This is a genomic window from Cryobacterium sp. TMT1-3 (genome assembly GCF_004402315.1).
Lineage (GTDB): Bacteria > Actinomycetota > Actinomycetes > Actinomycetales > Microbacteriaceae > Cryobacterium > Cryobacterium luteum.
The window spans coordinates 58,602-72,115 of record NZ_SOFW01000022.1; the positions used below are offsets into that span (position 1 = coordinate 58,602).

General features: G+C 68.4%; 9 protein-coding genes. 2 read left to right on the forward strand and 7 right to left on the reverse strand.

The genetic code is table 11. From position 1 onward, the window contains the following. Positions 1-190 precede the first annotated feature (190 nt). Positions 191-850: a hypothetical protein gene (locus tag E3O25_RS07490; protein WP_134360852.1), complete on the forward strand. Its 660-nt coding sequence runs from the start codon at positions 191-193 to the stop codon at positions 848-850. A 15-nt stretch (positions 851-865) separates the two neighbouring features. Here E3O25_RS07490 and holA read toward each other — a convergent pair whose 3' ends face one another. The 5 genes from holA to E3O25_RS07515 all read right to left on the reverse strand — a co-directional run bounded on the left by holA (position 866) and on the right by E3O25_RS07515 (position 9,325). Beyond that, positions 866-1,921: a DNA polymerase III subunit delta gene (gene holA, locus E3O25_RS07495; protein WP_092112406.1), complete on the reverse strand. Its 1,056-nt coding sequence runs from the start codon at positions 1,919-1,921 to the stop codon at positions 866-868. A gap of 35 nt (positions 1,922-1,956) precedes the next feature. After that, entirely contained in the window at positions 1,957-4,425 is a 2,469-nt protein-coding gene (locus tag E3O25_RS07500) for a ComEC/Rec2 family competence protein (protein WP_134360853.1), read from the reverse strand. Continuing rightward, positions 4,422-5,117, reverse strand: a complete 696-nt coding sequence (locus E3O25_RS07505; protein ID WP_092110007.1) for a helix-hairpin-helix domain-containing protein — start codon at positions 5,115-5,117, stop codon at positions 4,422-4,424. Before E3O25_RS07505 ends, E3O25_RS07500 begins: the two co-directional genes overlap by 4 nt. A gap of 113 nt (positions 5,118-5,230) precedes the next feature. Further along, positions 5,231-7,831 (reverse strand): leucine--tRNA ligase, encoded by a 2,601-nt coding sequence (gene leuS, locus E3O25_RS07510; RefSeq protein ID WP_092110009.1) that lies wholly within the window; start codon positions 7,829-7,831, stop codon positions 5,231-5,233. 78 nt (positions 7,832-7,909) lie between these two features. Next, on the reverse strand, positions 7,910-9,325 hold the full coding sequence (locus E3O25_RS07515; RefSeq protein WP_241984055.1) for an anthranilate synthase component I family protein: 1,416 nt from the start codon (positions 9,323-9,325) through the stop codon (positions 7,910-7,912). 92 nt (positions 9,326-9,417) lie between these two features. Here E3O25_RS07515 and E3O25_RS07520 point away from each other — a divergent pair, with 92 nt between their 5' ends. After that, positions 9,418-10,053 carry a DedA family protein gene (locus E3O25_RS07520; RefSeq protein WP_092110011.1) on the forward strand — a complete coding sequence of 212 codons (636 nt, stop codon included), beginning with the start codon at positions 9,418-9,420 and terminating at the stop codon, positions 10,051-10,053. Between the two features lie 13 nt (positions 10,054-10,066). Here the strand turns inward: E3O25_RS07520 and cydC are convergent, their stop codons facing one another. Both cydC and cydD read right to left on the reverse strand, forming a co-directional pair. Continuing rightward, positions 10,067-11,767 (reverse strand): thiol reductant ABC exporter subunit CydC, encoded by a 1,701-nt coding sequence (cydC, locus tag E3O25_RS07525; RefSeq protein ID WP_241988534.1) that lies wholly within the window; start codon positions 11,765-11,767, stop codon positions 10,067-10,069. Beyond that, on the reverse strand, positions 11,760-13,511 hold the full coding sequence (cydD, locus tag E3O25_RS07530; protein ID WP_092110013.1) for a thiol reductant ABC exporter subunit CydD: 1,752 nt from the start codon (positions 13,509-13,511) through the stop codon (positions 11,760-11,762). Before cydD ends, cydC begins: the two co-directional genes overlap by 8 nt. Positions 13,512-13,514: the final 3 nt, after the last annotated feature.

The following is a 13,514-nucleotide window of genomic DNA, read 5'->3' on the forward strand; positions in this document are numbered from 1 at the left end:
CGCCCTCGTCTGATCCGTTCTGGTTTCATCCAGCACGCTGAGCGGCCGCAGTGTCTTGTTTGAGCGGATGCTGCACCTCAGACCCGAAAACCCTCGCCGTTCCGGTGGGGGTTTTCTGGTTTCCACCGGCGGGCAGCGCAGATAGTTGAGGTACGGGTGCTGGAGTGGTGCGCCCCACTAGACTGACGCGGTGAAGAGCACCCCACCGGTTAGTTCTGTCCCCGACGCCAGCGGCCCGCATCGCCGCGTACACGCTCGTGTTCTCGCCGCCCTGCTCAGCGCCGGGGCGTTGGCTGTGGCCGGGTGGCTCGCGTTCAACGCGAGCGACGGGGTGTCGGTCACTCCGCAGGACCAGCGGCTGGTGGCGCTGGTCGCGCTCGCACTGTTTCTCGGTGGAATCACGTTCTACCTCGCGGCAGCGGTGGTCTCGGGACCCCGCAGCCCCGACAATCACGGCCCCGCCCGTCCCGGCAGCGGCACTGTCGAGGCTGACGGGTCTGCGCGAACGATTCGGCGCATCCGTTCGCTGTCGGCGCTCGGAGCGGTGTTCGCCGTCGCGGCTCTGCTGGCCGTCGCCGGACTCGGCGCCCTGCGAGTTCTGGTGCCGCCCGCCGAGCGGCCGGTGTCGGTGCAGTTCTCCGACATCACCGGTCGGGTGCAGCTCGAATTCTGCCCGAGCCTGCCCTCGTCGTTCGAGGCCCTGGCCAAGCCGGCCGACCTCTCCGCGTCGACCACCTTGCTGCCGGTTTGGGTGGCCAGCCGGGTCTGCGGCAACCCGAGCTTTCAAAACGGAGTGTGGCTCTACCTGAACCGCTCCACCATCACGGTCGCGGACGCCGACGACCGCTGACCGGCCTGGTTCGGGCTACTGCTCGCCACGCCGGGCGATGACGCCGATCAGGCGTTCGAGCGCGAAGACCGGGTCGCGGCCTGCGCCCTTGACGGCGGCATCCGTCTCGGCGAGCATCAGGATGCAGCGGGCGAGGCCCTCGTCGCTCCAGCCCCGGAGGTCTTTTTGGGCGCGTTCCACCTGCCACGGGGCGAGGCCGAACTGGGCGCCGAGCTGGGCGGAACCGCCCCGAGCCCCGAACACCTTGGCCATGGTGCGAATCTTCATGGCGAACGCCGCGACGATCGGCACGGGGTCGGCGCCGGAGCTGAGGGCATGGCGGAGCGTGATCAATGCTTCGCCGTTGCGGCCGGCGATGGCCCAGTCGGCAACCTTGAACGCGTTGGTCTCGACCCGACCGCCGTAGTAGCGGTCGACGGTGGTCTCGGTGACCTCGCTCGTTGCGTCCGCGATGAGTTGCTGGCACGCGGCGGAGAGCTCGGCCAGGTCGTCGGAGAACGCGGCGACGAGCTGGCGCAGAGCGCTGGCCGTGACGCGTTTGCCGGCCGCCTTGAACTCGTTGGAGGCGAATTCGTACTTCTCGGTGTCTTTCTTCAGCTCGGTGCAGACGATCTCAATGGCGCCGCCGAGGCCACCGCGGATGGTGTCGAGCAGTTTCTTGCCGCGCACTCCCCCACCATGACGCAGCACGACGTAGGTGTCGTCGGCGGGGTTCTCGAGATAGTCGAGCGCCTCCGCCAGAAACGTGTCGCTGCATTTTTCAACGTTGCTGACCCTGATCAGGCGCGGCTCACCGAACAGCGACGGGCTCGCGAGGGTGAGCAGCTCGCCGGGAGCATAGCTGTCGGCCTGCACGTCGCTGATCTCGAGGCTCGGATCTTCCAGCTTGAGAAAGTCGCGCAGCTGGCGGATGGCGCGTTCGGCGAGGAAAGTTTCGGTTCCCGTGACGAGCACGATCGGCGCCGGACGCACCTGGTGCCAACCGAGCTGGGGAATGACGGTGCCCTTGTTCGTTCGGGCGGGCGCAGCCTTGCCGGCGCGGGAACCGGTGGTGGCGGGTCGTGCAGCCAATGCGCTCTCCTCGATTTTGGTGGGGTCGATCAAGCTTAACCCGCAGCACCGACCGGTCCGGCAGCATCCGGTGCCACGGTTTGCGTGGGCGTGGAAGTGGCGGGGGGACCGCGGTCGCCGACCTTCTCGGTCCACAGTACGAGGGTGCCGTTGGCGCCCGGCGCGACGACGGCCAGGCCTTCCCGGTCGGTGCGCATCGGCAGTGTTCCCACCGCTGCGAGAGTGTTCAGCAGGGCGTCGGTGGGATGCCCGTAGCTGTTCGCGGCGCCGACCGAGATGAGCCCGATCCGCGCCTGCAGCTGCGCGTAGAGTTTCGGGCTCTGGTCGGCCGAACCGTGGTGCGCGACCTTCACGACGTCGACTCGCCCGGGCGGCGACGCCCGCAGCAGGGCATTCTGCGAGTCCTCGCCGAGATCGCCGAGATAGATCGAACGGATGCCCCGCCCGTCGAACATGATCGTGATGCTTCCCGGGTTTCCCACCTGCATCGTCGTCGCGCCGCGAATGGGCCAGAGGATGTTCCAACGCAGCCCGCCGAGGGTGCCGGAATCTCCGCGGGCACCCTGGTGGACCGTGGCGCCACCAGCTGCGAGACGTTCGTGCAGGCGTTCATCCTGCGCGTTCTCCGGCACTCCGACCAGCGCCGTGTCGACCTTGCCGAGGACGGCATCGACCCCGCCGATGTGGTCGAGGTCGTAGTGGGTGAGCACGAGCAGATTAATGCGGGAAATGCCGAGGGTGGCGAGGCAGACGGTGAGCAGCTGCGGGTCCGGCCCCACATCGACGAGGGCGTACTGATCGCCGTCGCGCACGACGACGGCGTCACCCTGCCCGATGTCGCAGGCCGCGATCTGCCAGTCGGGCGGGAAGGAGGCGACCCGGCCGATCCCCGCACCGATGAGCGATCCGGCATAGCCCCCGAGACCGACCAAGAGTACGGCGAGCACCGCGGCGGGCCAGCGGGCCGGGCGGGCGGTCGGGCCGCGCAGCACCACGACCAGCGTGAGGAGGGTGACGAGCGCGAGCAGCAGCACGCCCGGTGCACCGCCCGGCCAGGGCAGTCGGGTGCCGGGCAGCAGGGACACCCCCTGGGCGACGGCCGCGATCCACGCGGACGGCAGCCAGGCCAGGCCGAGCAGTGCCACTGCGACGCCGGGGAGCACCGGGAGGGTCAGGCAGGCGACCAGTCCGACCACCGTCGCAATCGGTGCGGCGGGCCCGGCCAGAATGTTGGCCGGTACCCCGTAGAGCGGCAGGCTGGGGTTCAGCAGGATCAGCACCGGCTGGCAGGCCAGCTGGGCAGCCAGCGGAATGGCGATGATCGCGGCGAGGGCCGTCGGCATCCACTGGGCGAGAACGCGTGCCAGTGGGCCGGCGAGCACGAGAAGCCCGGCCGTCGCGAGCACCGACAGGGCAAAGCCATAGTTGCGGGCCAGCCAGGGATCGGTCACGAGCAGACCGATCACGACGGCGAGCAGGGTGGGCACACCACGTCCGGGGCGGCCGGCCCCGATCGACAACAGGGTGACGGTGGCCATGACAGCCGAGCGCAGCACGCTCGGTTCCGGGGTGACCAGAACGGTGAAGCCGAGCAGCGTCAGGAGCGACAGCCCGATGCGCCAGGAACGACGCAGCCGAAGGTAGCCGCCGAGCAGCATGATCGACGCGATCACGATGGCGCAGTTGGCACCGGAAACCGCCGTGAGGTGGCTGAGGGAGCTGGTCTTCATCGCGGAGTCGAGGGTGGGGCTGACCGAGCTTGTGTCGCCGATGGCCAACCCGGGAAGCAGGTCTCCCCCGTCACCGCTGAGGTTCGTCGCCGCCGTTGTAAAGCGGGCGCGCAGGTCATTGGCCCAGTGCAGCCACCATGGCGGTGGAGTGACACTGTTTGCTTCGGTGTTGGGGGCTGGGCCGGTGGCGAACAGGAGGGCCACCGTGGCATCACCGGGTTCGGTCATTCGCAGGGTACCGCGCACGGCCAGGGTGGTGCCGATCTCCGGTTCGGTGCCGTCTCCGGCTGCTTCCGCGAAGACCACGATCGGGCTCGAGACGCGGGTCGTCTCCCCGCAGCTGTCGATCTCGGTCAGCGTGGCCCGATAGCGCACCCGCCCCGAGGTGCCGCTGCCGATGAACGCTTTCGCGGCGACCGGAACCGACCATACGGTGACGGTGGCCGTGACCGTTGCGTGGGCTGCGGCGGCAGTTCGCACCTCGGGCGGCAGCCGTACCGGCGCCCAGACACCGACGGCGGTGGCTGCGAGTGCTGCGCCGGCGCAGCAGAGCACGATACTGCCGCCCAGTTTCTGCCAGCGCGCGGCGGGCGGCGCCGTCGGCCACTGCCGGCGCCGCGGCATCCGGCGTACGACCAGCAGCGCGGTACACGCTCCGGCGACCAGCCACAGGGTCACGGCAACCATACCGGCGCCCGCGGGCACTGCGATGAGCACGCCGGCGGTCAGCCAGACGGCCAGTGCCGGGAGCATTAACCGCAGGTCGAGGTTCATATGGTGATGAGGTCTTTGAGCGCCTCGAAGGTTTTGTCGCCGATGCCGGCGACGTCACGCAGTCCGTCGACGCTGGTGAACCGGCCGTTGGTCGTGCGAAAGTCGACGATGCGCTGCGCCATGGTCGGGCCGATGCGGGGCAGGGAATCCAGATCGGCCACCGTGGCGGAGTTGAGGTTGACCTTGGCAGCTGGGGCGTTCGCGCCCCCGGAACCGGAACCGGCAGCCGGGATTGCCGGTGGCACTTCACCCTGACGGGGAACATAGAATTGCTCGCCGTCACTGAGGATGCGGGCCAGGTTCACCCCCGCGGGATCGGCCTCAACGGTCAATCCTCCGGCGGCCGCAATAGCATCCATCACCCGGGCGCCGTCGCGCAACTCGAACAGTCCGGGCCGGGTGACCGCTCCCAGCACGTGCACGAAGATAATCACGCCCACGTCAGCGTCTGGCGCTGCGCCAGCCCCCGCGTCGAACGAGTCGGCCGTCGAACTGCCGGAGGGAATGGAGACGGTTGCTGAACCCACCGTGCGTTGCCCGGCCTGCTGGCCGATGGCGGATACGATGACGGCCACGACGAGGGCCAGCAGCAGCAACACGACGGCCGCGCCGACGCCGACCCGGAGGCGCGGGCGGCCCCGGGCGGCGGGCGCGAGACGCTCCAAATCGAGCGGGGATCGGTCGGGCTGCATGTTCGCAGGCTAGAGCGTGCGGGGCATCCACTGGCCGGCGGCCGAACTATTTGTGCACAGCCCGGTCGGGGAAACCTTTGTGGAGGAGGTCCCCGACCCTTCCGCGCTGGGCGTTAGCCTCGGGTGACGAACGAGACGAGCTTGGGTACGCGCACGATCACCTTGATGATTTCGCGCTCACCGATCGAGCGGATGACCGCGGACGAGTCCCGCGCCAGCTTTTCGAGGTCTTCGCTGGAGATCTTGGGCGAGACGTCGAGCAGGGTGCGCATCTTGCCGTCGACCTGAACGACCGCGGTGACCGACTCCTGCACGAGCAGGGTCTGCTCGGCCTTGCGCCACGGCACGAGGGCGATGCACGGCTCGTAGCCGAGATGCTCCCACATGTCTTCGGCCGCATAGGGGGCGAAAAGGTTCAGCGCCATGGCGGTGGCCTCGGCGGCTTCGCGCACGGCGGCATCCGCTGGCCCGGCACCGGTGTCGATCACCTTGCGGGTGGCGTTGACCAGTTCCATCAGACGTGCGACGACGACGTTGAACTTGAACGATTCCACCAGGCCGGGCGCATCAGCCAGGAAGCGGTGAGTGACGCGGCGCAGGGTGACGTCGCCGGTCTTCCACTCAACGTCGGGCGCGCTCGTGACGTCACGGGCGACCCGCCAGGCGCGGGCCAGGAATTTGGCCGAGCCAACGGGCGAGACGTCGGCCCAGTCGATGTCGTCCTCCGGCGGGCCGGCGAACGCCATCGTGAGGCGCACCGCGTCGACACCGTACTGTGCGATCTCCTCGGTGAAGTAGACCAGGTTTCCCTTGCTCTTGCTCATCTTGGCGCCGTCGAGAATGACCATGCCCTGGTTCAGCAGCGCGGTGAAGGGCTCGGTGAAGCTCACGTAGCCCTCGTCGAACAGGAACTTCGTGATGAAGCGCGCGTAAAGCAGGTGCAGGATGGCATGCTCGACACCGCCGACGTACTGGTCGACCGGCGCCCACTTCTCGGCTTCCTTCGGGTCGAAGGCCTTGGTGTCATCGTTCGGGTTGAGGAACCGCAGAAAGTACCAGGAGCTGTCGACGAAGGTGTCCAGGGTGTCAGCGTCGCGGGTCGCCGGAGTGCCGTCGATCGGGTTCGGCACGTTCACCCAGTCGGCGGCGCCGCCCAGTGGCGACGTGCCCCGGGGTTTCAGATCGAGGCCCTCGGCCGGCGGCAACAGCACCGGCAGCTGGTCTTCCGGCACCGGGATCTCGGCACCGTCGGCGCCGTGGATGATCGGGATCGGAGCACCCCAGTAGCGCTGACGGGAGACGAGCCAGTCGCGCAGGCGGTAGTTTTTCGCGGCCCGGCCGAGCCCGTCGGCGGCCAACTTCTCGATGATGCGCTTGATGGCGGTGATCTTACTCAGCCCGTTCAGCGCACCGGAGTTGATCAGGCGGCCTTCGCCAGCCAGGGCGATGCCGGTGCTCAGCGGGTCGAGCTCGGGCAGTTCTTCGGTGCCGTCGAGCATGCCCGGCGTGATCACCGGGATCATGCCGGTGGCCGGGGAGTTCGTGTCGACGACAACGCGCACGGGCAGGTCGAAGGCGCGGGCGAAGTCGAGGTCGCGCTGGTCGTGGGCCGGAACGGCCATGATCGCGCCGGTGCCGTAGTCGGCGAGCACGTAGTCGGCCGCCCAGATGGGCAGGCGTTCGCCGTTGACCGGGTTGATCGCGTAGCGCCCGAGGAACACGCCGGTCTTGGGCCGATCGGTGGCCTGACGCTCGATCTCGGTGCTGCGTTGCACCTGCACGAGGTAGTCCCCGAACGCGGCCTGAACGTCGGCGCTGGAGCCGGCGACCAGTTCGGCGGCGAGGTCGGAGTCCGGCGCGACGACCATGAACGTGGCACCGAACAGGGTGTCCGGCCGGGTCGTGAACACGGTGACGCGTTCCGTGCGACCTTCGATTTGAAAGTCGACGTCCGCTCCGATGGAGCGCCCGATCCAGTTGCGCTGCATGTTGAGCACCTTGGCCGGCCAGGTACCTTCGAGCTGGTTGAGGTCGTCGAGCAGGCGGTCGGCGTAGTCGGTGATCTTGAAATACCACTGGGTGAGTTTCTTCTTCACCACGACGGCGCCACTGCGATCGCTCGTGCCGTCGGCCAGCACCTGCTCGTTGGCGAGCACGGTCTGGTCGATCGGGTCCCAGTTCACCCAGCTGTCCTTGCGGTAGGCGAGGCCCTTCTTGTGCAACTGCAGGAACAGCCACTGGGTCCACTTGTAATATTCGGGGTCGCTCGTGTGCAGTTCGCGGTCCCAGTCGAAGCTGGTCGCGTAGAGCTTCATACTCTTCTTCTGCTGCGCAATGTTGTCGTAGGTCCAGCCGCGCGGGTCGATGCCCCGCTTGATGGCGGCGTTCTCGGCTGGCAGCCCGAAGGAGTCCCAGCCGATGGGGTGCAGCACATTGAACCCCTGGTGGCGCCAGTAGCGTGCCACGACATCGCCGAGGGCGTACACCTCGGCGTGCCCCATGTGCAGGTCGCCGGACGGGTAGGGGAACATGTCGAGCACATACTTGCGGGGGCGGGTGTCACCCTCGGCGCTGGTCTTGAACGGAGCGAGCTCGTCCCAGATGGGTTGCCACTTCGCCTGGATCGCCGAGAAGTCGTACACTTCTTCGTCGCTCTCGTCGCGCGCGTCAATGCGTACGCTTTCGTGCTCGTGTGCCACGTGACTCTCATTCATTGCGGGGATGGTTCGAGTGCACGGCGGTGCATGCGCTCGGGCGCACGCACGACAAAGCGCACGGGCACACCCCTTAGATTACTCGGACGCGGCGACACCGAGGGCCGCCAGCAGTGCGGCCGCCTTGATTCGGGTCTCTTCGATCTCTTCGGCGGCGGTGGAGAGGGCGGTGATTCCGCCGCCGGTGCCGATGCTCGCGCCGGCGGGATCGAGCACGATGCTGCGAATGACGATGGCCAGATCAATGCTGCCACCAAGCCCGATATACCCGAAGGAACCGGCATAGATGCCCCGCGGGCCCCCCTCGAGCGCGTCGAGAATAGTCATCGCGCTTCGTTTCGGAGCGCCCGTCATGGAGCCGGCCGGAAAACACGCCTCGATGGCGTCCAGCCCGGTGACCCCCGGTGACAGTTGAGCCTCGATGGTGCTGACCAGCTGGTGCACGTGCGGGTAGCTCTCCACCGCGAGCAGCGTTGACACCGCGACCGTGCCAAGCTCGGCGATGCGTCCGAGGTCGTTGCGCATGAGGTCGACGATCATCAGGTTTTCGGCGCGTTCCTTGTCGCTCGCGGCAAGTTCACGTTTAAGCCGGTCGTCTTCGCTCGGCTCGGTCGAGCGCGGGCGGGTGCCCTTGATCGGCTTGGTGCGGATGCGCCGGTCCCGCCCGACGTGAAGAAATTGTTCGGGGCTCGCGCTGAGCAGCGCCAGATCGCCGAATCGCAGCAGACCGCCGTGGTGGCTCGGACTGCCGGAGCGCAAGACGCCGTAGGTGTCGACCGGATGCCACCGCCCAGGTACCCGAATCTCGTTGGTCAGGCACAGCTGGTAGGCATCGCCGTCGCGGATGGCGGCCAGACAGGTCTCGATCAGGGCGGTATAGTCGCTGGGCTGGTGACGCCAGCGCGGAACAGCGGATGCCGCCGGCGCGGTTGCACGGGTCGGCGCGGTCGCCGCCGGAATCGTCGCCAGGGCAGCAAGCGTCTGGCCGAACCAGTCGGCGACCGCGGTTGCGCACCCGGCGTTCGGGCGGGCCACGAGGGTCACCGTGCGTTCATGATGGTCGAACCGGATGAGGCGGTCGATTTCGAGCAATGCCGCATCGGGGTAGCGCGACGGGTGCGCTGGCGTGCCGACGGTGGCTGAGCCGAGTTCGTAGCCGAGCCAGCCGACCCAGCCGAGCTCGAACCCGTCGCTCGCGCTCGGCGCGTCGTCACACCCGGCCAGATCGCGACGCAGGAACTCGAAAATTGTCTCGTGCGTGACGTCCGGCGGCGCAGCATCCGCTGGGTGGAGGTACCGGCTGGTGACCGTTCCGGCTCCGACCGACGCCGTGACGAAACGGGAACGGGGCGAGGCGGCCCCGAGGTAGCTGACGCCGGTGCGTGTTCCCGGGCCGGCATCGAGCCAGAAGGCATACCCCTCGTCGGCGTAGAGCGCCGCGAATACGGCCGCGGGGTCCCACCAGCCGGCCAGGAGCTTGCTCTGCACGGTCACCTGACCAGCCTAGCTTTGCCGCGCGGGCACGACGGCGACGGCGCTGGTCGGGCGACCTTGTCGAATCACGCCGTGCACGTAGGCTGGGAGAAATGAATGACATCCTCACTTGGATTCTGGACACCGTCTCCGGCGTCGACCCGGTCCTTCGAACGCTGCTTGCCTTTCTGGGCATGCTGCTGGAGACCTCGGTGCTCGTCGGTCTGGTCGTCCCCGGCGACACCATCGTGATCGTGGCCAGCACGGCGGTCACCGGCCCGGTCGAATTCGTCACCCTCGTCGTGGCCGTCATCGTCGGCGCCCTGGCTGGGGAGAGCATCGGTTTCGCCCTCGGGCACCACTTCGGCCCGTTCATTCGGGGCAGCAGACTCGGTCGACGCATCGGCGAACGCAACTGGATTCGGGCCGAGAACTACCTGGATCGGCGCGGCGGTGTGGCCGTCTTCATCTCCCGGTTTCTTCCTGTTTTGCACTCGCTCATTCCGGTGACCGTCGGCGCGAGTCGCATGCGGTACCGCACCTTCATGGCCTGGACGGTCCCCGCCTGCGTCCTTTGGTCGCTCACCTACGTGAGCGTCGGATCGGCGGCGGCCGGCGGCTACCGCGAGTTGAGCGGGCAGCTGCACTTCGCCGGCTACCTGTTCGTCGGCGTCATCGCCCTGTTCGTGCTGCTCGTCTATCTGATCAAGAAGTGGCTGCACCGCCTTGAATCGCGCCACATGGACTGAGCGCTGCGGCTGCTCACCCGCGAAACGGCATGGTCACGCGGCTGGTGATGAGGTCGTCGGGCACGGGGGTATGCGAGATGAGCAGCACCGCGCGGTGGGCGTCGGCCGCCGCGGTGAGGATGTCGCGCACGAGGGCATCCGCCCCTGCACTGTCGACGTTGGCGGTGGGTTCGTCGACGATGAGCACCGGAAAGTCGGCGAGCAGCGCCCGCGCGAGCGCGATGCGCTGGGCCTGCCCCCCGGAGACGAGCGCCCCACGCTCGCCGACACGGGCGTCGAGGCCGCCGCGCTGCGCGGCCCAGTCGGCCAGTCCGACTCGGGCCAGCACCGCCAGAAGCTCGGCGTCGGTGGCGGTATCGCGGGCGAACAGCAGATTCTGACGGATGCTGTCGTCAAACAACCACGGTCGCTGCTCGCACAGTCCGACCATGCGCCGCACCTCGGTTTGGGCGAGCAGCCGTGCCTCGACCCCGCCGAGCCGATACGACCCGGTGTAGTCGAGAAACCGAACGAGGGCCTGGGCGAGAGTGGTCTTTCCGGCGCCGCTCGGCCCGGCGAGGTGCACGCGGTCACCCGGAGCCAGGCGCAGGCTCACGCCGGCCACGCCGGGTTCCGTCTGGCCTGGCCAGTGCGCGCCGACGTCGGTCAGTTCCAGCACGAACTCATCCCGGTCGTACTCAGGCAGCGCCAACGAATTTTCGATGTCGACCGGAATCTCAGCGGGCGGGGAAGCCGGCACGACATCAGCCACGCGTCGCGCGCTCACCCGCACCTGACGCCAGGCCGACGCGGCGAGGGGAATCATGCCGAAGACCTCGAACACGGCCATGGGTACCAGTACGGCCACGACCAGGGTCGGGGCGAGCAGGTTGGGGCTGAGCAGCCCGCCGCCGGTACCGAGCGCCGGGATGCCGAAGTAGAGCGCGCCGAGTGTCGCAAGACCGGCGAACAGCGAGACGACGGCGGACTGTACGCCCACCCCGACCGACCGGCGCAGAGTGGCGCGGCGCAGGCGCGCATCGGTGCGAGCGAGCTGAGCCAGGCGCGGGCTCAGGGCGTCGAAGGCGGTGAGCACGTCCAGGTTCTCGATGACCTCGAGCACTTCATCGGCGAGGGCTCCGCGCAGCGGTGCGAGCTCGCGGTCGGCCGTGGCCGCCAGTCTGCCGGAGAGGATCGTTCCGAGAACTGCGGCGAGCAGCAGGCAGACGAGCAGGGTGAGGCCGGCGGCCGGAACGATCAGCCAGATGCCGATAACGCTCAGCAGGGCGGTCAGGCCGGCCACGAGAAGCGGCTGCACGACGCGCAGCGGCAGGTCCTGCAGGTCGTCGACGTCACGCACCAGGCGGGTGAGCAGGTCGCCGCGTCCGGTGCTCGCGAGCCCGGCCGGGGCGACCGGAACGATGCGTCGAAAGATACCCAGCCGCAGTTCGGCCAGCTGCCGGAACGCCGCATCGTGGCTGGTCAACCGTTCCAGATAGCGCAACACCGACCGAAAGATGGCGAAGGCGCGCACCCCGACGACGGCCAGCCCGAGAAAGGCCAGCGACGGCATTTCGGCCGCGCGGGTGATCAGCCAGGCCGAGCAGGCCAGCAGTGCCACGGCCATGACGGCGCTCCCGATGCCCGCGATCAGTCCCGGGGTAAACCAGCGCGGGCGCGGCTGGGCGAGGCGCAACACGTCGCGGGCCGCCGCGCCCGGCATCGAGTCAGACATGAATCAGCTCCTGCAATTCGATCTCGTGGTCGGCCTCGGCCGCAACGGCCGAACGGTGACTGACGACGATCACGACGCGCCCCTGGTCGGCCAGGCGGCGGAGCCCGGCCAGCAGACCGGCTTCCGCGGCGGCGTCGAGCGCCGAGCTCGGTTCGTCCAGAATCAGCACGTGACAATCGTTCGCGAGCGCACGGTAGATTGCCCGGGCTGCTGCGACGCGTTGCGCCTGACCGCCCGACAGGCCGTCACCGTTCACCCCCAGCACCGTAGCGGGCGAAACGTCAGCGGCACCAGCCCAGAGCAGCGCCTGTGCGATCAGGACCGGGTCGGGTACCGTCCGCGATGGTGCCATCTGATCGGGCACCGTCGGGTCAGCGGATGCCGCGCGGAGCGCCACATTCTCGGCCACCGTTCCCCGAAAGAGGCCGGGCTTCTGGCCGGCCCAGGCGAGCCACGGCCGCCCGGGCCCGGCCGGTACGGCCACGCCGCCGAGACTGAGCTCGCCGGTCACCGGCACAAAACCGAGGAGGGCCGCAACCAGGGTGGATTTGCCGACGCCGCTCACGCCGCGCACGACGCTCAGCTCGCCGGGGGCAAATTCTGCGTGCAGCCGGTCGATCACGATGGTGTCGCCACGCAGTACCGAGACGCCCGCCAGGCGGAGCGCCCCCGACCCGGAACCGGGACGGGGGCCGAGCTGCTCGACCGGAGCAGCGGTGCGAGCGCCCGCGGCATCCGCTGTCGGAGGCACCGTCGAAAGCGCTGACGAAAGTGCAGTCGCTGCCGGCACGGCCTCGTCGTCGAGAATCGCGAACAGTTCTTCGGCGGCGGCGAGGCCGTCGGCCGCGGCGTGGAATTGTGCGCCCACCTGGCGCAACGGCAGAAACGCCTCCGGGGCGAGCAGCAGAACGAACAGGCCGACGCCGAGCAGCAGCGCGCCGTCGATGAGTCGCAGACCGATCGACACGGCGATGATGGCGACCGAGAGGCTCGCGGCGAGTTCAAGCACGAAGCCGCTCAGGAAGGATACCCGCAGCACCTTCATGGTGCGGGTGCGATATTCCTCGGTGATGGAACGGATGCGATCGAACTGGCGCCGTTCCCGGCCGTAGATCTTGAGGGTTCCAAGCCCGCCGACCACGTCGAGGAATCCGGTGGAGAGGCGTTGCAGCGCCTGCCATTGTTCCTGCTGCACCGACTGGGTGGCCCGGCCGATCAGAATCATGAAAACGGGAATGACCGGCAGCACGATGAGCACGGTGAGACCGCTGCCGAGGTCCTGCCAGAGCATGACCGCGATCAGGATCGGGGTCGCGATCACGGTCAGCAGCAGTTGTGGCAGATACCGGGCGAAGTAGTTGTCAAGCGCGTCGAGACCGGTCGTCACGACGGTGGAGAGGCGTGCGCTCTGCCGGGACGCGACCCAGTCGGGGCCTCGGTCTGCCAGCTTGGCCAGGACGAGGGCCCGCAACTGGCTCTTCACCTGGGCGGCGCCGCGATTGGCTGCGAGTTCGAGCAGCCAGATGAGCACCGATCGCAGCACAACGACCCCGGCCAAAGCGGCCAGGGTCGGAATGATCTCGCCGACGAACTGTCCAGCGATCGCGAGGGTGATCGCCCGGGTCAGCAGCCAGGCGAACGCGATCACGACAAGGGTTTGTGCGAAACCCAGCAGCGCACCGATCAGAAGAAACCGGCGCGCTGCCGAGGCGTAACGAAGAAGGCGAGGATCCAGGGGGCGCACTGC